The sequence below is a fragment of the Limibacterium fermenti genome (assembly GCF_041902845.1).
In the GTDB taxonomy this organism is placed as follows: Bacteria; Bacteroidota; Bacteroidia; order Bacteroidales; family Dysgonomonadaceae; genus Limibacterium; species Limibacterium fermenti.
Window position 1 is genome coordinate 1940371 of the sequence record NZ_CP159486.1, and the last position, 20052, is coordinate 1960422.

The 20052-nt window shown below is 41.7% G+C and carries 21 protein-coding genes and 1 riboswitch; of the genes, 14 read left to right on the forward strand and 7 right to left on the reverse strand.

The window, feature by feature from the left end; all coding sequences use genetic code 11:
- Positions 1-24 precede the first annotated feature (24 nt).
- Entirely contained in the window at positions 25-1584 is a 1560-nt protein-coding gene (locus tag ABNK31_RS08660; protein WP_418895254.1) for an OmpP1/FadL family transporter, read from the forward strand.
- A 126-nt stretch (positions 1585-1710) separates the two neighbouring features.
- Positions 1711-2541: a 3-methyl-2-oxobutanoate hydroxymethyltransferase gene (panB, locus tag ABNK31_RS08665; protein ID WP_418895255.1), complete on the forward strand. Its 831-nt coding sequence runs from the start codon at positions 1711-1713 to the stop codon at positions 2539-2541.
- On the opposite strand, the gene ABNK31_RS08670 is transcribed toward panB, so the two are convergent.
- Complete coding sequence (locus tag ABNK31_RS08670; RefSeq protein ID WP_418895256.1) at positions 2535-2996, reverse strand: type I restriction enzyme HsdR N-terminal domain-containing protein; 462 nt, start codon at positions 2994-2996, stop codon at positions 2535-2537. The two genes, panB and ABNK31_RS08670, sit on opposite strands and share 7 nt — an antisense overlap.
- Before the next feature lie 59 nt (positions 2997-3055).
- Between ABNK31_RS08670 and ABNK31_RS08675 the strand changes: the two genes are divergently transcribed.
- The gene (locus ABNK31_RS08675; RefSeq protein ID WP_418895257.1) at positions 3056-3832 is read left to right on the forward strand and encodes an AMP nucleosidase; all 777 of its coding nucleotides are present in this window, start codon (positions 3056-3058) and stop codon (positions 3830-3832) included.
- An 11-nt stretch (positions 3833-3843) separates the two neighbouring features.
- Positions 3844-4866: a DNA polymerase III subunit delta gene (gene holA / locus ABNK31_RS08680; protein WP_418895258.1), complete on the forward strand. Its 1023-nt coding sequence runs from the start codon at positions 3844-3846 to the stop codon at positions 4864-4866.
- Here the strand turns inward: holA and ABNK31_RS08685 are convergent.
- Positions 4863-5363, reverse strand: coding sequence for a glutathione peroxidase (locus ABNK31_RS08685; protein ID WP_418895259.1), 501 nt, complete (start codon positions 5361-5363; stop codon positions 4863-4865). The two genes, holA and ABNK31_RS08685, sit on opposite strands and share 4 nt — an antisense overlap.
- Before the next feature lie 918 nt (positions 5364-6281).
- Between ABNK31_RS08685 and ABNK31_RS08690 the strand changes: the two genes are divergently transcribed.
- From ABNK31_RS08690 to ABNK31_RS08735, 10 genes are all read left to right on the forward strand, one after another.
- Positions 6282-6752, forward strand: coding sequence for a helix-turn-helix domain-containing protein (locus tag ABNK31_RS08690; RefSeq protein WP_418895260.1), 471 nt, complete (start codon positions 6282-6284; stop codon positions 6750-6752).
- A gap of 102 nt (positions 6753-6854) precedes the next feature.
- Positions 6855-7637, forward strand: a complete 783-nt coding sequence (locus tag ABNK31_RS08695) for a dihydroorotate dehydrogenase electron transfer subunit (RefSeq protein ID WP_418895261.1) — start codon at positions 6855-6857, stop codon at positions 7635-7637.
- The gene (locus tag ABNK31_RS08700; protein ID WP_418895262.1) at positions 7625-8539 is read left to right on the forward strand and encodes a dihydroorotate dehydrogenase; all 915 of its coding nucleotides are present in this window, start codon (positions 7625-7627) and stop codon (positions 8537-8539) included. The genes ABNK31_RS08695 and ABNK31_RS08700 overlap by 13 nt, the downstream gene beginning before the upstream one ends.
- Before the next feature lie 149 nt (positions 8540-8688).
- Positions 8689-9726 (forward strand): aspartate--ammonia ligase, encoded by a 1038-nt coding sequence (gene asnA / locus ABNK31_RS08705; RefSeq protein WP_418895263.1) that lies wholly within the window; start codon positions 8689-8691, stop codon positions 9724-9726.
- Between the two features lie 78 nt (positions 9727-9804).
- Complete coding sequence (gene ung, locus ABNK31_RS08710; protein ID WP_418895264.1) at positions 9805-10467, forward strand: uracil-DNA glycosylase; 663 nt, start codon at positions 9805-9807, stop codon at positions 10465-10467.
- A gap of 449 nt (positions 10468-10916) precedes the next feature.
- Positions 10917-11011, forward strand: a riboswitch (TPP riboswitch).
- Between the two features lie 64 nt (positions 11012-11075).
- Positions 11076-11810 (forward strand): class I SAM-dependent methyltransferase, encoded by a 735-nt coding sequence (locus tag ABNK31_RS08715; RefSeq protein WP_418895265.1) that lies wholly within the window; start codon positions 11076-11078, stop codon positions 11808-11810.
- A 3-nt stretch (positions 11811-11813) separates the two neighbouring features.
- Positions 11814-12869, forward strand: coding sequence for an AIR synthase-related protein (locus tag ABNK31_RS08720; RefSeq protein WP_418895266.1), 1056 nt, complete (start codon positions 11814-11816; stop codon positions 12867-12869).
- Complete coding sequence (locus ABNK31_RS08725) at positions 12866-13504, forward strand: thiamine phosphate synthase (protein ID WP_418895267.1); 639 nt, start codon at positions 12866-12868, stop codon at positions 13502-13504. Before ABNK31_RS08720 ends, ABNK31_RS08725 begins: the two co-directional genes overlap by 4 nt.
- Positions 13501-13845, forward strand: coding sequence for a Trm112 family protein (locus ABNK31_RS08730; RefSeq protein ID WP_418895268.1), 345 nt, complete (start codon positions 13501-13503; stop codon positions 13843-13845). The genes ABNK31_RS08725 and ABNK31_RS08730 overlap by 4 nt, the downstream gene beginning before the upstream one ends.
- 90 nt (positions 13846-13935) lie before the next feature.
- Positions 13936-14532, forward strand: a complete 597-nt coding sequence (locus ABNK31_RS08735) for a 30S ribosomal protein S16 (RefSeq protein WP_418895269.1) — start codon at positions 13936-13938, stop codon at positions 14530-14532.
- 66 nt (positions 14533-14598) lie between these two features.
- Here the strand turns inward: ABNK31_RS08735 and ABNK31_RS08740 are convergent, their stop codons facing one another.
- From ABNK31_RS08740 to ABNK31_RS08760, 5 genes are all read right to left on the reverse strand, one after another.
- Entirely contained in the window at positions 14599-15105 is a 507-nt protein-coding gene (locus ABNK31_RS08740; protein ID WP_418895270.1) for a low molecular weight protein-tyrosine-phosphatase, read from the reverse strand.
- A gap of 240 nt (positions 15106-15345) precedes the next feature.
- The gene (pyrF, locus tag ABNK31_RS08745) at positions 15346-16170 is read right to left on the reverse strand and encodes an orotidine-5'-phosphate decarboxylase (protein WP_418895271.1); all 825 of its coding nucleotides are present in this window, start codon (positions 16168-16170) and stop codon (positions 15346-15348) included.
- A 70-nt stretch (positions 16171-16240) separates the two neighbouring features.
- A complete protein-coding gene (gene prfA, locus ABNK31_RS08750; protein ID WP_418895272.1) occupies positions 16241-17323 on the reverse strand; it encodes a peptide chain release factor 1 in 1083 nt (360 codons plus the stop codon).
- A 3-nt stretch (positions 17324-17326) separates the two neighbouring features.
- On the reverse strand, positions 17327-18499 hold the full coding sequence (locus tag ABNK31_RS08755; RefSeq protein ID WP_418895273.1) for an AIR synthase related protein: 1173 nt from the start codon (positions 18497-18499) through the stop codon (positions 17327-17329).
- Between the two features lie 261 nt (positions 18500-18760).
- On the reverse strand, positions 18761-20041 hold the full coding sequence (locus tag ABNK31_RS08760; protein WP_418895274.1) for a tetratricopeptide repeat protein: 1281 nt from the start codon (positions 20039-20041) through the stop codon (positions 18761-18763).
- Positions 20042-20052: the final 11 nt, after the last annotated feature.

Below are 20052 nucleotides of genomic sequence, written 5' to 3' on the forward strand. Positions count from 1 at the left end.
TAGTATATAAACAGTAGAATGAAAATGAATAAAATCACTTATACACTTCTTTTGTTCTTCGTTATCTCTGGAAGTTTGTTTGCCCAAGGAGAGATAGAGGCTTACAATTTTTCCCGCAAAAACATTTCCGGTACGGCAAGATCCATGGGGATGGGAGGGGCTTTTGGTGCGCTGGGAGGCGATCAAACCGGTATCTCCATCAATCCTGCCGGCATTGCCGTATATCGCAGTTCCGAAATTGTGGGTACATTTGACTTATCAAATAACACATCGAAAGTTGGGAATCTGAAAGAAAGTGTAACCGATCGTGCATTATCGAACTTAGGCTTTGTCGGCTATTTTCCTTTACGAAGTGATGCGGTACCACTTGTCAATTTTGGGTTTACGCACCATCGTCAGAAATCATTTAGTCGGAAGATATCGGCTGTCGGTGCCCCTAATAACTCTCTATTGTATTATATTGCAGATAGAGTAAACAAGTATAACGATGAGAATCCCAATCATCTCGCTACTCCCGAAAAATTATGGAAAACGGAAGATTATAATCCTTTTGCTGATTCGTATCCATGGTTAGGTGTTTTGGCTTACAATTCATATCTCATTAAAGAGTCTACGAATAATGCTTATATACCTTTTACAGACGAAGCCGTAAGAAATGATTTGTATTTAACCGAAAGCGGGTATATCGATAATTATGATTTTACAATAGGAACCACTATTAATAATAAGTTGAATTTGGGGCTTGCACTATCCGTATCAAGTCTTTCTTATAATTTGTATTCCGATTACAGGGAAGACTTTGTGAATGCCGGGCATTATTATCTCACGAATTGGATGAATACAACCGGTTCGGGATTCAGTGCAAAGGTAGGCGCTATTTATCGCCCTATTCATGAGCTTAGGATAGGTGTGGCATATCATACATCTACATGGTATTCATTGACCGATATGTTTTCGGCTGAAACAACCGATGAGCTTTCTAATGCTCCCGTTCCCGATTACAAACCGGCAACCATTCAATCGGGTACGGCAACAAACTATTATAACTTAACAACTCCCGACAAATGGGTTTTCAGTGTTGCAACGGTATTAGGAAATCGATTCATAGCAAGTCTGGATTATGAAATCACCGATTATTCTAAAATGAAATTATCCACATCTAATGATAATGGATGGTATGATCCGGATAATGGATATATATCCGAAGATTTCAAAACCGCATCAACCCTAAGGCTCGGGGGCGAATATCGTCTCACTCCAAAATTTTCGGGGCGACTGGGGTATGCATGGATTCAAAATCCGTATAATTCCGATTTTAAAGAAAAAGGATATGCTGCTGTCTCAGGAACCAATACCGTTTATCGGATGGAAGGTAATACCAGTCTGTATACCGGTGGGATAGGGTACCGTTTTAATGCGAACTTCTTCCTCGATGTCGCGTTGGTGTATACCACTCAAAAGGATGATTTATATTCTTTCCCGAGTGTGTATAACGACCAAAATCAACTTTTCATCGATGGTTCCCCGTTTTCGTTGGATTACTCCTCTTGGAAAGGACTTGTGACGCTGGGATATAAGTTTTAATGTGATTTTTTAATTACCTCTATATATGAAAAGCCGGGCTTACAAAGTCCGGCTTTTTCTGTTTATCTCTCCTTTATTATTGATAAAAAACAATTACCTTTGCAGGCAGATAAAGGGAATACAGTAATGCTAGAAGAAAAAAAAGCTCCAACGGAAGATAAAAGAAAAGTAACTACCCACCGCTTACTCGAAATGAAACAACGCGGGGAAAAAATATCCATGCTTACAGCGTATGATTTTTCCATGGCCGGCGTTATCGATCAAGCGGGTATCGATGTCATTCTTGTCGGTGATTCGGCTTCGAATGTAATGGCCGGGAATACGACGACACTCCCTATCACATTGGAGCAAATGATCTATCACGGACAATCGGTGATGAAGGCGGTGAAAAGGGCTTTGGTCGTCGTCGATATGCCTTTCGGCAGTTATCAGGGAAACCCCGTGGAAGCGGTAGCTTCGGCGGTCCGAATCATGAAAGAAACGCAAGCCGACTGTGTGAAATTGGAAGGAGGTACAGAAGTGTTGGAATCGATTAAACGGATTCTTAGCGCGGGGATTCCGATTATGGGACATCTGGGACTCATGCCGCAGTCTATCAACAAATACGGGACGTATGGCGTGCGCGCAAAAGATACCGATGAAGCCCAACGGCTGATCGATGATGCCTGTGCCTTGCAGGACGCGGGGTGTTGCTCTCTTGTGCTGGAGAAAATCCCTGCGGAATTAGCAAAGGAAGTGGCCGAAAAACTCACTATTCCCGTTATCGGTATTGGCGCCGGGCCCTATGTCGACGGACAAGTACTCGTTATGCACGACATGTTAGGGATCAATAAAGGGTTCTCTCCCCGGTTTCTTCGCAAATATGCCAATCTTTTTGAAGATATTACCCGTGCGGTTCAAGCGTATGTACAAGATGTGAAATCGGTCGATTTTCCATCAAAAGACGAAAGCTATTGACGTTTAGACAACGTGGTATAGTCCGGTATTTCGGAGAGATAGTGAAAAGTCTGTGTCGTATAATCGACATGGCCGCAATAATGGTTCAGTCCGTTGGATACAATCAAATAGTCTACTTTTAAGACGATATTATAGCGGACAATCTGATCGAATACTTCTTGCGACAGCGTTACTCCGGGTTCTTTATATTCGATAATCATGACCGGTTCGAGTTGATGATTATACACCACCGTATCGCATCTCCGAAATAAAGAATTCAGTTTTATGCCTGCTTCATTTGCCATCAGCGATGCGGGATAGTTCTTTTCTGAAATCAGATAATGGACGAAGTGCTGTCGAACCCATTCTTCAGGTGTCAGCCTCACATATTTACGCCGTAAGGGATCGAAAATCTCCGTACGGGTCTCCGATTTTCTGATTTTTGCATCGTAAGGAGGCAAATTTAATGCATACATATTGTATCTTTGTTCGTGAAATAGGTGTTATCGTTATAAAGCAAAAGTACGTCAATTTTATGAGAACAAAACAAGAAATTGTAGAGAATTGGCTTCCCCGGTATACAAAAAGGCCGTTGGAGGAGTTTACGAAATTTATTTTACTTACGAATTTTCAAAAATATGTGGAGATATTTGCCGATCACTTTAGCGTACCTATTATCGGCGTTGATGCCAATATGCCCAATGCGTCGGCTCAAGGTATCACGATTGTTAATTTCGGGATGGGAAGTGCAAATGCAGCCACAGTGATGGATTTGCTAAGTGCCGTATCGCCTACAGCCGTGCTTTTCTTGGGAAAATGCGGAGGCGTTAAAGCACATGGTAGTCTGGGAGACTATATTCTTCCTATTGCGGCAATAAGAGGCGAGGGGACTTCCAACGATTACTTCCCGCCCGAAGTGCCATCCTTACCGGCTTTCAGCTTGTTACGCGCCTTATCGTCGAATATCCGCGATTTTAACCGGGACTATTGGACGGGGACGGTTTACACCACCAACCGCAGGGTGTGGGAGTACGATGATGAATTTAAAAACTATCTGCGTCAGATTCGTGTCATGGCGGTGGATATGGAAACAGCGACCCTGTTTACCTGCGGTTTCGCGAATCACATTTCGACCGGCGCTTTACTGCTTGTTTCCGACCAACCGATGATCTCGAGCGGAGTAAAAACCGAAAAAAGCGACAAGCTTGTTACTGAAAACTTCGTAAAAGAACACGTATTGATCGGTATCAAATCGCTCACGACATTGATTAATAATGGTTCCACTATAAAACATTTACGTTTCGACTGGTAATTCCCCGATTTATGGCAGCATCTACTCAAACGACTTTCGATTCCATCCGCAAGGACATACTTCAGCGCAATTTTAAGCCTATATATCTTTTAATGGGGGAAGAGGCTTACTTTATTGATAAATTGACGGAAATACTAACGGAAACCGTTCTTACGGAGACTGAAAAAGATTTCAATATGCAAGTCTTTTACGGTACCGACTCCGATATAAACAATATCATTTCCACAGCCCGCCGTTTTCCGATGATGGCCGAACATCAACTGATCATCGTAAAGGAAGCGCAACAACTCGATAAATTGGAATTAATGGATATTTACGCCAAACATCCGATGCTGTCAACCGTATTGGTACTCAACTATAAACATGGAGTGGCGGATAAACGAAAGGCTTGGGTGAAACATATCGATAGGATCGGCATTGTTTTCGAATCAAAAAAATTATATGATAACCAGGTGCCCGCTTTTATCAGTTCCTATTTCCGGGAAAAAAATATCGGCATTGATGATAAATCCGCTCAAATGCTGACCGATTTTGTGGGGAACGATCTTAGTAAACTCCTTCCGGAACTGCAAAAATTAGAAATATCCTTACCGGATGAATCCAAACGCATAACATCCGACCTGATAGAGAAAAATGTGGGGATAAGCAAAGAATACAATAACTTTGAACTTCTGAAAGCGATTATTCAAAAAAACGTCTTATCGGCCAATCGCATTGTCGATTATTTCGGAAAGAACCCCAAAGATAATCCTACGATTGTAACCCTCTCCGTTTTGTTCAATTATTTCAGTAATCTGTTGGAGTGTTATTGGTTGCCACAAAAAAGCGAACAAGCGATTATGAGCGCTTTGCAAATTCGTTCTGCTTATTTCGCCCGGGATTATATGCTCGGACTACGAAATTATCCTGCACAAAAAGTAATGGAAATCATCTCTTTATTGCGGATGTTTGATGCAAAAACAAAAGGTATCGATAATCAAAGCGCCTCACCCGGAGAACTACTCAAGGAGCTTGTTTTCCGGATTATGCATTAATCGGCGGTAATCCATTCCGTTACTTTTTTGCTTACCGGGCTCTCTTTGGGTAGGAGAACATCAACCAAATTGCCGTTTTCATCGATAAGGAACTTCTGAAAATTCCAGATAACATCCTGATCGATTTTGCCATTTTCAGATTTATGAGTCAGCCATTTATATACGGGAGCCTGATCTTCTCCGGCAACACTGATTTTTTCCATTAAAGGAAAACTTACCCCGTAATTAGCCGTACAAAACTCTTTAATTTGCTTATTTGTTCCGGGCTCCTGTTCCTTAAAATTATTGGCCGGAAAAGCAATAATAACAAAACCGGTCTCTTTATATTTCTTGTATAGTTCTTGCAATTGCTCATATTGGGGTGTCAATCCGCAATTCGAAGCAACATTTACCACCATCACTTTATTTCCTTTCAGCGATTTTAAATCGAACCTGTTTCCATCGATATCCGTAACCACAAAATCGTGAAATGTTTTCTGTGTATTTTTTGCATTCATATTTTGAAAACAAACAAGTAACAAAAAAGAGAGAATATAGACTATTTTATTTGAACTTATCATTTTAATTGTATTATGTACTTTTGTGAATAGTATATCTTAAACAGAAGTCTGCCAGGAAAGGTTCATTTTGAAATAAAAAATATTTGAAGAATAAATGAAACACAGAATATGTTCTTAAATTAGTTGGTTATGAGAGATCTATAACAGATGTAAACTCGCTGAGAAGGTTCTATTTTTCGTTATCTGATATTCGGGTCGCAATTACTATATTCTCTCGGGGTTTCAGTATTAAGAGAGATATAAATGGCAACTCTACCAATCTCTAAAATCGATAATTCCATTTTCTCACTCACAAATATTCTTTTTTAATTCGACAAATCGATAAAAATACAAACTTAAATTGATGAATAAACATTTGACTGTTTACAAAAGTATAGTGCCAATATAAATAAATGTATCAATAGCAATCAACTCAAAAGTAAATTACTATTTAATATCTATTGCTTACACGGTAATACAAATGTAAATCCAAAGCGTTAACCTTTAGATTTCTATTATTAGATACTATCTATATCTATAAATATCAATACTATATATCTAAAATATAAAGCATCGGACAAAGTCTTACATACATAACGCCTTAAATGAATATATTTTAGTTAAAATGAATGATTTTATATTCTATATATTCATATATATCAGTATAATATAGATATTGTACGAACAAATAATTATTATTTTTTATTGAGATTATAAATCATCTGAATACATTTGTTGTTACTTTTGTGATTGCTATTACTTTTGTTTACCATAAAATTGTATAGTGGATTTGTTTTGTAAGTTTCTAAATGTTGATTACATTTGTATCGATTATTAATAACAGAATATTTATACATAGTGGTTCATACGAATTAAATGAAAGATCGAATCAAACAAATTATGGAAAATGAGAACCTGACACCTGCACAATTTGCAGACAGGTTGCAAATTAATCGGGCAGTAATATCTCATATTTTGAATGGAAGAAATAATCCGAGTCTGGATGTGGTTGTTAAAATCCTTAATGATATGAATGATATAAATCCGGAGTGGTTGCTTAACGGAACTGAACCGATGTACAAAACTCCCCGAAGCAATACGAATGCCGTATCGATGCCCAAAACTCCCGATTTATTTAGTGAGAGAACCATAAATCCTATCCAGAATACAGCTAAATTAGAATTCGCGCAGGAAAAGCCGCTTAAAAGGCCGGTAAATACCGAACAAATAAAGGAAAATGAGCTCATTGAACCTTCCCAAAATAGTGCTAAAAAAATCACCCAAATAATCATTTATTACGACGACAATACATTTGAAACATTTATACCCCCTTTATTGAAAAATTAATTCCGAAATATCGGCGTCTTGATTCATCATTTTTCTTTTATTCGTACCTTTGCAGGAGTAACGTATTATTTCATCGTTTTTGTCAATGAATTCCTATTTTAAATGAAAAGAATGCTCGATATGGTGGTTCTCTCGAATGAACGACTGAATGACCAAAATAATTTATTAAAAGTAACTCCTGCTACAGGTGAAAAATTACCGGATACCGTATCTCCCGGGCAATTTGTACAAATAAGGATAGAAAACTCTGTCCATACATTTTTGCGTCGCCCTATTTCCGTTAATTTTGTCGATACTTCCCTCAATCAATTATGGTTATTAGTCCAAAATGTGGGAGAAGGAACAAAACATCTATGTAATTATAGCGAGGGGGAAAAGATAAATATTATTTTTCCGCTGGGAAATCAATTTCATCTTCCTTCAAAAGTCACTTCTAAAATACTTCTTATCGGCGGCGGAGTTGGAACCGCTCCCTTATTGTTTTTAGGGAAAAAAGCGACGGATAACGGGTTTAAACCGAATTTCCTGCTCGGAGGACGGTCGGCAAAAGATTTATTGCAGTTGGACGATTTTAAAAAATACGGAGCGGTTTATACCACAACCGAAGACGGAACGCAAGGCGAAAAGGGTTTTGTTATCCATCATTCCATCTTACAAGAGGAAAAATACGATTTTATCTATACGTGCGGCCCCAAGCCGATGATGGTCGCCGTAGCAAAATATGCCCACGAAAATGATATCGAATGCGAGGCCTCGTTGGAAAACCTGATGGCTTGCGGGTTCGGCGCGTGCCTTTGCTGCATTGAAAAAACAACCCGAGGAAATGTTTGCGCCTGTACCGAAGGTCCCGTATTTAACATAAAAGAACTCACATGGATAGATTAAAGGTCAGTATTGGCGGGCTGGAACTGAAAAATCCGGTAATGACGGCTTCAGGAACATTCGGATACGGTACGGAATATATCGATTTTATCGATTTGTCTCGTTTAGGAGGCATTTTCGTGAAAGGGACGACCCTCGAACCCAGAGATGGAAACAATTATTCCAGAATGGCTGAGACGGCATCGGGGATGCTTAATGCGGTCGGATTGCAAAATAAGGGAGTGACTTATTTTGTACAGCATATTTACCCGGAAATAAAACAGTATGATACGAATATTATCGTGAATGTATCCGGCTCATCGGTTGACGATTATGTAAAATGCTCCGAAAGACTTGTCGATTTGGAGCGTATTCCGGCTATCGAACTGAATATCTCGTGCCCGAATGTGAAAGAAGGCGGAATGGCTTTCGGCACATCGTGCGACTCTGCGGCGAAGGTGGTAAAAGCGGTACGCAAGATTTATCCCAAAACGCTTATTGTAAAATTATCGCCTAACGTGACGAATATCGGCGAAATAGCCCGTGCTGTGGAGGCGGAAGGCGCCGATTCGGTTTCGCTCGTGAATACCTTTTTAGGCATGGCCATCGACGCGGAAAAGCGCAGCCCGAAGCTTTCCACGATTACCGGAGGATTATCGGGCCCTTGCATCAAACCAATCGCTTTGAGGATGGTATGGGAAGTATATCATGCCGTTGGAATACCGATTATCGGAATGGGCGGTATATGCAATTGGCAAGATGCCATCGAATTTATATTGGCCGGCGCCACGGCTATCCAGGTGGGAACTTATAATTTTATCGATCCTGCGGCTTCGGCGAAAATCGTCGATGGAATTTTGGATTATCTCGATCGCCACCATATTCTTTCAATAGACGATCTTATCGGAAATCTCAATATCGATTGACATTTCTAAATGATCCTTTTTTCCTTTATTTATTCTTTTTATGGAATGCAATCACGATAAATAGAGACATTCTGAAATCTATTTGCGCTTTCATTTGACAAAATGAATAAAACTATTATCTTTGTGTTCCAAAAACAAAGAAATAAATTATGTCGAAATTACATATTCCCGATGGGTATCATCCGTTATTGAATCTGAAGCAAACAGAACTCGGAATAAAAAGTATTAAAGATTTTTTCCAGCAAAACCTTTCTTCGGAGTTGCGTCTTCGGCGTGTGACTGCGCCTTTGTTCGTTGAGAGCGGTACGGGAATTAACGATGATTTAAACGGAATAGAGCGCCCGGTACGTTTCCCGATTAAGGATATGGGGGACAAAACGGCTGAAATCGTGCATTCTTTAGCTAAATGGAAGCGTTTAACGCTGGCTGATTATCATATTGAAGAGGGATACGGTATTTATACGGATATGAATGCCATACGCGCCGATGAAGAATTGGACAACCTGCATTCGCTGTATGTCGATCAATGGGATTGGGAAATGGTTATCGCAAAGGAGGACAGGAGTGCGGCTTTTTTGAAACAAATCGTTCAACGCATCTATGCAGCCATGCTCCGTACGGAATATCTGGTGTATGAATTGTTTCCACTCATAAAGCCGGAACTGCCCAAGAATATTCATTTCGTCTATGCCGAAGAATTGTTGCAGGCATATCCCGATAAAACCGCCAAACAACGGGAAGACGCCGTCGCCCAAAAATACGGGGCGGTATTTATTATCGGTATCGGCGCGAATCTGTCCAATGGCCTTCCGCATGACGGCCGCGCACCCGATTATGACGATTGGAGTACGCCAAATGAAGACGGTTTTAAAGGGCTCAATGGCGATTTATTGGTATGGAATCCGGTTTTACAATGTAGCGTAGAGCTTTCATCGATGGGCGTTCGCGTCGATCCGATCGCCCTCGAAAGGCAATTGAAGTTGCATGGAAAAGAAGACCGATTGTCGTTGTATTTTCATCGTCGATTGATGAATAATGAATTACCGTTATCCATCGGAGGAGGAATCGGACAGTCACGCTTGTGCATGTATTATCTTCGAAAAGCGCATATCGGGGAAATACAATCGAGTCTATGGCCGTCTGAAATCCGCGAACAAGCGCGGGAACACGCTATTTATTTAATCTGAATCCTTATTTTTATTCTTTCTGTTTTTTGAATTCGTTTTTTTGAAGTAACTTAGCCGGCTGAATTAAAAGGTATTCGTATGGATGTTAAAATAGAAGAAAGTTGGAAAGAGCGCTTGCAAGATGAATTTGAAAAGCCTTATTTTAAACAGCTGACCGATTTTGTGCGCGAAGAATATCGTGCACGTACTATTTATCCACCGGCAAAATTGATCTTTAACGCGTTCGATTGCTGCCCTTTCGATAAAGTGAAAGTCGTTATCGTAGGGCAAGATCCGTATCACGAACCCGGCCAGGCGCATGGATTATGCTTTTCGGTAAATGAGGGAATACAGATTCCTCCTTCGCTTGTGAATATTTATAAGGAAATACAGGACGATTTAGGAGTGCCGGTTCCCCGTTCGGGTAATTTAGAACGATGGTGCCGGCAGGGAGTTCTTCTTCTGAATGCGACCCTTACCGTTCAGGCCCACCGCGCCGGCTCTCATCAGCATAAAGGATGGGAAGAATTTACAGATGCGGCTATCCGTCATTTGGCGAACGAACGGGAACATGTGGTCTTTCTTCTTTGGGGATCGTATGCACAACGAAAAGGGGAAAATATCGATACGAATAGACATCTTGTCCTGAAGTCCCCGCATCCTTCGCCTTTATCGGCACACCGGGGATTCTTTGGAAATAAGCATTTTAGTAAAGCCAATGCCTATTTGATTGCCAACGGCGAAGAACCCATTGAATGGTAAGGGAAATTTTGGGGGGAGTCCTCGAATTCCGAGACCTTGTCGAAAATTTTTTTGAAGGTTTCGTATCTGTACGACGCGTTGCCCGGTTTTTTTTGAAGGCTTCGTATCTGTACGACGTGTTGCCCGGTTTTTTTGAGGGCTTCGTATTCGTACGACGCCTTGCCCGGGTTTTTTTGAAGGCTTCGTATCTGTACGACGCCTTGCCCGGAATTTTTTGAGGGCTTCGTATCTGTACGACGCCTTGCCCGGTTTTTTTTGAGGGCTTCGTATCTGTACGACGCCTTGCCCGGTTTTTTTTGAAGGCTTCGTATTCGTTCGACGCCTTGCCTGAGTTTTTTTATTCCCGGAAATATTGCCCAGAGCAATCCCCGGGCAAAATTCAGGAATAAAATCCATCTATTTTTATCCCCGCCGTCCGCAAATCAAAAAATATCCTGTATCTTTGTGTCACACTATGCACGGGGTGCCCGCACACAGCGGACTGAGATGATACCCGACACCTGATTTGGATCATGCCAACGTAGGGATGCAAGCCTGCCCGATTTTTCGTTTCTCGCTTCATTTTGTTGGCTATCCGAAAGAAAAAATAAATGAATAAATAGACCAATATGAATTCAACGGAAATAGAAAAAAAGTCAAGCTCCGATTTAGTCCGTCAGGGACAGCAAAACTGGCAAGGCCGTGAAGAATGGTTTTTCAACCGGAAGCATACCGATACGTACGAATTGTGGTATGAAGGACGCTATAAACGCGCCGAAGTATGGCAGAAAAAAATCATGGAACAGCTTATCGGTAAGGACAAACGCGTGAAAACATTGCTGGAGTTCGGTTGCGGCACCACGCATTTTACACGTTGGTGGAAACAAATCGGCATCGAGGCTTCCGGCGGAGACATCTCGCCGTTTATGTTGTCGCAGGCGCTGCATTTGTTTGACGGAGACCTCGTGATGGCCGACTCCCACTTCATGCCTTTCAAAGATCATAGTTTCGACGCATTGGCATTCGTCACGACATTCGAATACTACAAAGATCCCGTTAAAGTCTTGCGGGAAGCGGCGCGGGTTGGGAAATACGGCATTATGATGGGAATGATGAATAAAACAACACCCAAATTCATCCGCCGCCGGACACAACAGCTTTTCGGGCTGAATCCTTTTTATGTCACGGCGACATTCTATACTCCCAAGACGTTAACGGAACTCGTGCATAAAGCGCTGAAAGGAAGGGATTATACGATAGAATGGACGATGACGGGACTGCCTAAGTGGTTTCCCGTACAGCAATGGAACCAATCGTACGGCGATTTCTTTGCCTTGTATATACGATTAAATGATGTGGAGTAAGAAATGGATCAAAAACTCGGAAAAATAGATCATTCACTGGTGCACGATTTTATCAGGCATCACTGTGGAGCCCGTCGACCGGAAGTAATATCAGGCCCCGATTTCGGCGTTGACGTGTCTGTTATCGATTTAAACGACGGCCGGGCAATGGCCCTTACGAGCGATCCGTTGTCGTTGATTCCGTCACTGGGATTGCAGGAATCGGCATGGCTTTCCGTCCAACTGATGGCCAACGATATGGCAACAACGGGCTTTGCGCCGATGTACGGACAGTTCGTCCTGAACTTGCCGGCTCATTTTTCTCAAGAGGATTTTAAAGTTTACTGGAAGCATATCGACCGCTTTTGTTCCGACATCGGCATGGCCGTTACCGGCGGACATACCGGCTTTATAGAAGGACAAAACTCCACCATTGCCGGCGGAGGAACCTTCATCGCCATCGCTCCTAAAAATGAAATCCTCACCTCTGCGGGAGCCTCTCCCGGCGATGCCATCCTGGTAACGAAAGAATGCGCCCTTTCTTCTACAGCCATATTGGCGTTAAGCTTTCCCGAAACGGTAAAGAATAAACTCGGAAGCGAGTTCTACCGGTTGGCTGCGGAAAGTTTTTACCGTACCTCTTCGCTCAAAGATGCCTTGACGGCAGCCGGTCAACAACAAACGCGTAACGCGATTACCGCGATGCACGATGTGACCGAAGGAGGGGTGTTGGGTACGATTTACGAACTAACAGTCGCTTCGGGCAACGGAGCGGAAGTATATAATGATCTTTTGCCGTTTGGGGAAGTGCAAGAAGCCGTTTGCTCGCTTTTTTCACTCGATTCCCGGTATTGTGTGGGCGCCGGTTCGATGATTATCACCTGCAAAAAAGAAGGGGTGAATGCGGTTATCGAATCTTTGGCAAAAGAAAAAATTCCCTGTGTCGAAGTGGGGCGTCTGACGGAAAAAGAAAAGGGGGTAAAACTGATTGAAGAAGGCAGGGAAAAAGCGTTGAACTATTTCCACACCGACCCGTATTGGGCCGCTTTTTTCAAGGCACTGAAAGCAGGATGGAAATGACAATACAAAAGAAGATTACCAAAGGAATTTATCTGGTTATCGATCCTTCCATGGACCGGCTTTTATTGTTGGATAAACTCCGGCTTGCCCTGCAACAACCAATTGCAGCGGTGCAAATTTGGGATAATTTTGACAAAAACGCCGACATCGAAGGTTTTATCCGTCCGGTAAGCGCCCTCTGCGCCGAAGCCGATACACCGCTTTTGATGAACAACCGATGGGAGTATTTGCTGCATTTTCCGCTCGACGGGGTTCATTTCGACCAAATACCCGATGACATGGGCGCCATCCGCCAAAAAGTGGGGCGGACGTTTATTTCCGGACTGACCTGCAATAACGACTTGTCGTGGGTTCGATGGGCTGCCGCACATCGACTGGATTATATTTCCTTCTGTTCCGTTTTTCCATCTTCTACGGCCAACAGTTGCGAGTTAGTCGATTTCGACACCGTCCGGCAGGCACGCGCGCTGTTTAGCCGTCCGATTTTTCTGGCGGGAGGTATCCGGCCGGAAAACATGGACAAGTTAAACACCCTGCCGTATGATGGAGTAGCCGTGGTTTCGGGGATTATGAGCGTGGCGGATCCCATCGACGCCATCAAAAAGTATAGCGAACAATTAATTAAAAAACAATGAGACTAAAAACGATAGAAAAACTATGCTGCCCGTTCGATAAGGCAGATTTGCAATTAACCGTCATCACAACAGACGATACGGGAGAAAAAGTGATAGAGGGCTTTTTAATTTGTAACGAATGCCAACGGTTATATCCCATCATGAAAGGCATTCCGATTATGAATCCCGATGAATTCAGAGAATTTGACTTGGAAAGGCCTGTGTTGGAGAGATGGCAACGCTATCTGGATGGCAAAACGATTGATGATACCTTTCGCGTCGTTGAGATTTCAGATATTCCCTCGAAGACGCAACTCAACGTCTTACCGGATGCGTCACCCGCAGTTAAACCGCAAAAATAAACAATAAAACTTCTTGAATAAAAGATTTTTGGTTATCTTTGCACCCGCAAATACAATTTATAAAGCATTTTAATTTAAAAAAACTACTAAATGGCAACAAAATTACGTTTACAACGACGGGGACGCAAACACTACCCGTACTATCAAATCATTGTTGCAGATAGCAGGGCTCCACGAGATGGAAAGTACATAGAAAGGATAGGTTCATATAATCCGAACACTCATCCTGCTACTATCACTTTAGATTTCGACCGGGCTTTGTATTGGCTGCAAACAGGCGCTCAACCAACCGACACCGTTCGGAATATCCTTTCAAGAGAAGGAGTACTCATGAAGAAACATCTTCTCGGCGGTGTAACCAAAGGTGCATTTAACGAAGAAGAAGCCGAAAAGAAATTCGAAGCTTGGAAAGATGCTAAACTCAATGCTGTTCAATCTGTTAAAGAAAAAGATGAAGAGAAAAAACGTGCGGACGAAAAAGCTCGTTTAGATGCCGAAAAAGAACAGAATAAAGCCAGAGCAGAACTTTTAGCGAAGAAAAAAGCCGAACTTGAAGCGGCTAATGCACCGGCTCAAGAAGAGGAAGAACAAGCAGCGCCTTCGGAGGAAGTTCCTGTAACAACAGAAGAAGCGACTGCAACTCCTGAGGCAGAAGAAAGTAAAAAAGAAGAAGAACCAACAGCCTGATTAGTTCTCATTTCAAATAGAAGACCTCCGATTTTGATTCATAATCGGAGGTTTTTTTATAATCTATTACTCAATATCCTCTTTATCAATAATGACCTCCATTAATCCCAGGCAGGCATCTTCTAATAAATCAAGCACCAACTCGAATCCTGACGTTCCGCCAAAATAAGGATCGGGAATATGATCATGGCTATATTGTCGGGAGAATTCCGTCATGCGATGAATTTTCCGTTCATCTTCCGTTGTAATAGCCATCGATTTGACATCCATATAATTTTGATCATCCATCGCAATAATGTAATCAAAATTCTGAAAGTCTTTTTTTGTAAATCTACGCGCCCGGGAGAGAAACGCATATCCACGTTTTTCCCCATGAGCACGCATGCGCTCATCGGGAAGGTCCCCTTCATGCCAACCGGAAGTACCGGCAGAATCAGTTTCAATACTATCCTGTAAATTATTCTTTTCAATAATACGGTTCATAACGCTTTCTGCGGCCGGAGAACGACAAATGTTTCCAAGACAGACAAAAAGTATACGAATTTTTTTCTTATTTGAATCCTGCAATTTCATACGAATAAAATAGTGAAGTGACTATAAATAATTGTAACCTTAAACAAATTGTTACAAAGATAATGCATTTTACCCTTCCGGACAACTTCCGTGTAGATAAAAGTCTTATAAGATTGAAGTTAGGAGGACGTATCACTTGCCGGAGCGTTTTCTCCATGGATATTTAAATGCCCGAAAATTGTTTCCAAATAATTCTGATTGATTTTCAGATACCGGCTAAAAGCGTTTTTTAGGTGTCTGTCACAAATATTTATCCATTAACAGGTTCATCTCTTGCTGTAATTTCTTAGCCTCTTCGGCGGCGGCTTCTGCAAAGCTTTCGGTATGGTCTGCATAGATGATGGACCGTGAAGCATTGACAATCAGTCCGCATTGTTTATTCATGCCGTACCGGCAAACATCCTCTAACGATCCGCCCTGTGTTCCCACACCCGGAACTAACAGAAAGTGGTTAGGAACAATTTTCCGCACATCTTGCAATAACGTCCCGTGAGTAGCCCCGACGACATACATCATTTGTTCATCGGATGCCCATGTCTGCGATACACGCAACACTTGTTCAAATAAACGTTCTCCGTTTTTATTCTCGGTTTGTTGGAAGTCATTCGAGCCCTTGTTTGAAGTTAACGCCAATAGTATCACCCAACTTTCAGGATACAGAAGAAATGGTTTCACACTATCTTCGCCCATATAAGGAGCCACCGTCAGGGCGTCCACCTTCATGCCGTCGAAAAAAGTGCGTGCATACATTTCGCTCGTGTTCGCAATATCGCCTCGTTTAGCATCGGCGATAATAAACAGTTGCGGATGACGCTGTTTTATATAAGCCACGGTTTTCTGCAACGACAGCCAACCTTCTATTCCCGCACTCTCATAAAATGCGACATTCGGTTTATAGGCAATGCAGTAGGGAGCCGTCGCATCGATAATCGCTTTATTAAACGTATAGATAGGATCTTCGTTATCGGTGAGATAATCGGGAATTTTTTCAATATCGGTATCCAGTCCTACGCATAGGAAAGACCGTTTTTTTATTATTTGTTCAAAAAGCTGTTGTTTTGTCATTTATTTAATTTGTTACATCAATTACTTCGAGATGCCACGCTAATCTGTTTTAATTTCATGAATGAAAATTTTAAATTTCAGCTTCCTTCATTCGCTCTGCATTTTCGCTGACAATTAGTTGATCTATCACGCCTTGGATATCCCCATTCATAAATGCATCCAAATTGTAAATAGTATAATTAATACGATGATCGGTAATACGTCCTTGAGGATAATTATACGTCCGGATTTTTGCCGAACGATCACCGGTCGACACCATTGTTTTGCGCTTGGAAGCAACATCCTGTTGTCTTTTGGCCAGCTCTATATCATAGAGTTTTGTTCGAAGCATTTGCATGGCCAATTCCCGGTTTTGCAATTGTGAACGGGCCTGTTGGCAAACAACTACAATACCGGACGGTTTATGAGTCAATTGAACCTTCGTTTCGACTTTATTTACATTTTGTCCTCCTGCGCCGCTCGAACGAGCTGTTTGCATCTCAATATCCGCAGGATTGATCTGAACATCGAATTCTTCTGCTTCCGGTAAAACCGCAACCGTGGCTGCAGAAGTGTGAACACGTCCTTGCGTTTCCGTCGCCGGAACTCTTTGGACACGGTGAACACCCGACTCATATTTCAATATTCCGTATACATAATCCCCCTTAACGGTGAAAATAATTTCTTTAAATCCCCCGGAAGGCCCTTCGGTATAACCGGATAATTCGGTTTTCCATCCTTTGCTTTCGCAATATTTCGAATACATTTTATACAGATCGCCTGCAAAAATAGCCGCTTCATCGCCACCGGTGCCGGCACGGATTTCCATGACTACGTTTTTCGCATCTTCCGGATCGGAAGGAATAAGTAACAGTTTAATACTCTCTTCTAATTCCGGTAATTTGGTCGAGTTTATAGCCAGATCTTCATTGGCTAATTGCCGAAGCTCACTATCCGCTTCGTGCTCTAAAATAGCTTTAGCTTCCCGAATAGATTCCAGCGTTTTCTTATATTCCTGCTGAACGGTCACAATCTTTTCGAGTTCGCTGTATTCCTTATTCAGTTTGACGAACCGATCCATATCCGATATGATGGAAGGGTCCGCAATCAATGTCCCGACTTCTTCAAACCTTACCACCAAATGCTCTAACTTATCTAATAGACTCTCAGCCATATATTATTCGTAACTAAAATTACCAAAGGGACTCTTTATGAGCACCTCACGTTTTGAAGCTTGTTCCACGCGTCCTACAATACGGGCATCCACTTCGAACGATTTAGATATCTCGATCACTCGTCGGGCATGAGCTTCCGGCAAATAAATTTCCATCCTGTGGCCCATATTAAACACTTTATACATTTCTTTCCAATCTGTTCCGGACTCTTTTTGAATGAGTTCGAATAAAAAAGGTACGGGGAACATATTGTCTTTTACGACTTTCAACGAATCGGATAAAAAATGCAGCACTTTTGTCTGCGCACCACCCGAACAGTGGATCATTCCGTGTATATTCCCCCTTAATTCATTTAAAATAAGAGAAATAACCGGCGCATAGGTGCGGGTAGGGGATAATACTAACTTACCGGCATCGATCCCTAACGGCTTCATCAGCTCCTTTAATTTTACACTTCCCGAATAAATCAAATCAGAAGGAATGGCGGCATCGTAACTTTCCGGATATTTGGCCGCCAAGTAATGAGCAAACACATCATGTCTGGCAGATGTCAGTCCATTGCTTCCCATACCGCCATTATATTCTTTTTCGTAGGTAGCGCGGCCGGAAGAAGAGAGTCCGACAATCACATCTCCGGCTTGGATATTCTTATTATCAATGACATCCGCTCTCTTCATACGACAAGTAACGGTACTGTCGACGATGATGGTGCGCACTAAATCGCCGACGTCAGCGGTTTCGCCTCCCGTCGGATAAATACGTATGCCGAAGGAAGATAACTCTTCGCAAAGTTCATTGGTCGAATTAATAATCGTGGAAATGACTTCACCGGGAATCAGATTTTTGTTTCGGCCGATGGTGGAAGACAGTAAGATGTTATCCGTAGCGCCAACGCATAATAAATCGTCCAGGTTCATTACCAACGCATCTTGAGCAATGCCTTTCCAAACAGATAAATCACCGGTTTCACGCCAATAAACATAAGCCAACGACGATTTTGTTCCGGCGCCATCTGCATGCATGATATTACAGTAATTCGGATCTCCAGCTAAAATGTCGGGAATAATTTTACAAAACGCATTGGGATAAACGCCTTTGTCAATGCTTTTAATTGCATTATGCACATCTTCTTTGGAAGCCGAAACTCCTCTTAAATTGTATCGTTGATCACTCATTATTATAAAAGAAATATCTATTAAATGGAATATGCAAAGATAATTCTTTTGCGTTTTACCTGCTAATAAATGTTTATGAAAAAGCCAATAATAATATACTTCAAAAGGTATCTGCAAATGAGCGCTCCTAAAACGGCTATAATTACTATTATGTTTAATAGGTTGAGCGGTTACGATTATTCATGTTCCCTGTCCATAATTCTATCGTATTATTTTAAATCAAAAGGCACCTACAACAAATGCAGATGCCTTTTGAATCGTTTATTGATTGGTTGGTCCTAATTCTTTTTCAACAACCTCCAATTCTGTCGATTTATCTATCCCCATATTGCTTAAATTATAATACACGTTGCGAAGTTTAAGCAATGCGCTTTTAATTTCGGATTCTCCGGCCTTGCGTCCTTTGAGCAATTCGGTATATTTTTCCAAATGCGGAAGAGATTTTTGATACAGTTCAATCGTCTTTTTATCATTTTCGACTTGTTGCTGTCTATCGGTCAACACGGCTGTTTTTTCTTTTATATCTTGAGCTTGAAGAATATAATTTACAGCTAACGCCTCGAGAGCTCTTTCGCAATTAGCATCTTGAACCAATGCTTTTGTATATTCACTCTCAGCTCCGGTAAAATCGCCTCTTTCAGCTAACAAAGCGCCTTTTACACTATTTAGGTCACACGCATTCGAAGGATCATTTGCGATGGCTTGATCGAGATATTGCATTGCTTTTTCGTTTTGTCCCTGACGAATAAACACATTTACCAAATTAGGAATAAAATACTTGCTTTTAGGGAATTTTTCCGCACCTGCATATAATGTCTCGAGATATTTCGCCGAATCGCCTGCGCTCACATATTCGCTTGCCAGCAATTCATACAAATCACTTTCCTGGTAAGCGCTGTTTTCAATAAAGGGCTCTTTTGTCGCGCGATCCAAGAGAACTAAGGCGCGATCATGTTGTTTGGCTTGAATAGCGGTTATAATAGCATAGTATTTAATGGTTTGATAAGTACTATCTAAAACAAAGGCTTCTTTTTCGCCTTCAAACAGAGGTAATGAAGGAATCGTCCAGTAAATTTCAAAGAATTCGGATGCTTTAGCGTAATCTTTCTGGTCGTTAGAATAAACGCCGCCGTTAATGAAAAACGGATGATTCGCCCTAAGGATTCCGGCAATGTCTTTTCTGAATTTATTCCGTACGCGACCTTTTTCATCCGGTAATTGGCCTAATGAATCCGCCTTGAGATAAGGAGCATACGATTCGTACAAACCATCGTACATTACTTTATCATTAGTCTGTTTTCCCAACATGGCATTGGTCCTTTCATTATCGAACGCTTTGTTTCCGATATCGCCCCAAGTTTTCCAAGTTTCAGGATTACTGATCGTTTCAGAATTCTCGGACGCTTGTTTAATGAGCGTGCGAGCTTCATTTAAGTCGTTACTACCTAACGCTCTTTTAGCATCTTTTAATGCCGATTTTTGAGCAAAGATGCTTCCGGCAGAAAAAATGACCACCGCTGTCAAAAATAAGAGTTTCTTCATTTTATTCATGT

Bases quoted from the DNA above. Each gene is read 5' to 3' on its own strand.
- ABNK31_RS08660 (WP_418895254.1), top strand. From the start codon at position 25: ATGAATAAAATCACTTATACACTTCTTTTGTTCTTCGTTATCTCTGGA.
- panB (WP_418895255.1), top strand. From the start codon at position 1,711: ATGCTAGAAGAAAAAAAAGCTCCAACGGAAGATAAAAGAAAAGTAACT.
- ABNK31_RS08670 (WP_418895256.1), bottom strand. From the start codon at position 2,996: ATGTATGCATTAAATTTGCCTCCTTACGATGCAAAAATCAGAAAATCG.
- ABNK31_RS08675 (WP_418895257.1), top strand. From the start codon at position 3,056: ATGAGAACAAAACAAGAAATTGTAGAGAATTGGCTTCCCCGGTATACA.
- holA (WP_418895258.1), top strand. From the start codon at position 3,844: ATGGCAGCATCTACTCAAACGACTTTCGATTCCATCCGCAAGGACATA.
- ABNK31_RS08685 (WP_418895259.1), bottom strand. From the start codon at position 5,363: ATGAATGCAAAAAATACACAGAAAACATTTCACGATTTTGTGGTTACG.
- ABNK31_RS08690 (WP_418895260.1), top strand. From the start codon at position 6,282: ATGAAAGATCGAATCAAACAAATTATGGAAAATGAGAACCTGACACCT.
- ABNK31_RS08695 (WP_418895261.1), top strand. From the start codon at position 6,855: ATGAAAAGAATGCTCGATATGGTGGTTCTCTCGAATGAACGACTGAAT.
- ABNK31_RS08700 (WP_418895262.1), top strand. From the start codon at position 7,625: ATGGATAGATTAAAGGTCAGTATTGGCGGGCTGGAACTGAAAAATCCG.
- asnA (WP_418895263.1), top strand. From the start codon at position 8,689: ATGTCGAAATTACATATTCCCGATGGGTATCATCCGTTATTGAATCTG.
- ung (WP_418895264.1), top strand. From the start codon at position 9,805: ATGGATGTTAAAATAGAAGAAAGTTGGAAAGAGCGCTTGCAAGATGAA.
- ABNK31_RS08715 (WP_418895265.1), top strand. From the start codon at position 11,076: ATGAATTCAACGGAAATAGAAAAAAAGTCAAGCTCCGATTTAGTCCGT.
- ABNK31_RS08720 (WP_418895266.1), top strand. From the start codon at position 11,814: ATGGATCAAAAACTCGGAAAAATAGATCATTCACTGGTGCACGATTTT.
- ABNK31_RS08725 (WP_418895267.1), top strand. From the start codon at position 12,866: ATGACAATACAAAAGAAGATTACCAAAGGAATTTATCTGGTTATCGAT.
- ABNK31_RS08730 (WP_418895268.1), top strand. From the start codon at position 13,501: ATGAGACTAAAAACGATAGAAAAACTATGCTGCCCGTTCGATAAGGCA.
- ABNK31_RS08735 (WP_418895269.1), top strand. From the start codon at position 13,936: ATGGCAACAAAATTACGTTTACAACGACGGGGACGCAAACACTACCCG.
- ABNK31_RS08740 (WP_418895270.1), bottom strand. From the start codon at position 15,105: ATGAAATTGCAGGATTCAAATAAGAAAAAAATTCGTATACTTTTTGTC.
- pyrF (WP_418895271.1), bottom strand. From the start codon at position 16,170: ATGACAAAACAACAGCTTTTTGAACAAATAATAAAAAAACGGTCTTTC.
- prfA (WP_418895272.1), bottom strand. From the start codon at position 17,323: ATGGCTGAGAGTCTATTAGATAAGTTAGAGCATTTGGTGGTAAGGTTT.
- ABNK31_RS08755 (WP_418895273.1), bottom strand. From the start codon at position 18,499: ATGAGTGATCAACGATACAATTTAAGAGGAGTTTCGGCTTCCAAAGAA.
- ABNK31_RS08760 (WP_418895274.1), bottom strand. From the start codon at position 20,041: ATGAAGAAACTCTTATTTTTGACAGCGGTGGTCATTTTTTCTGCCGGA.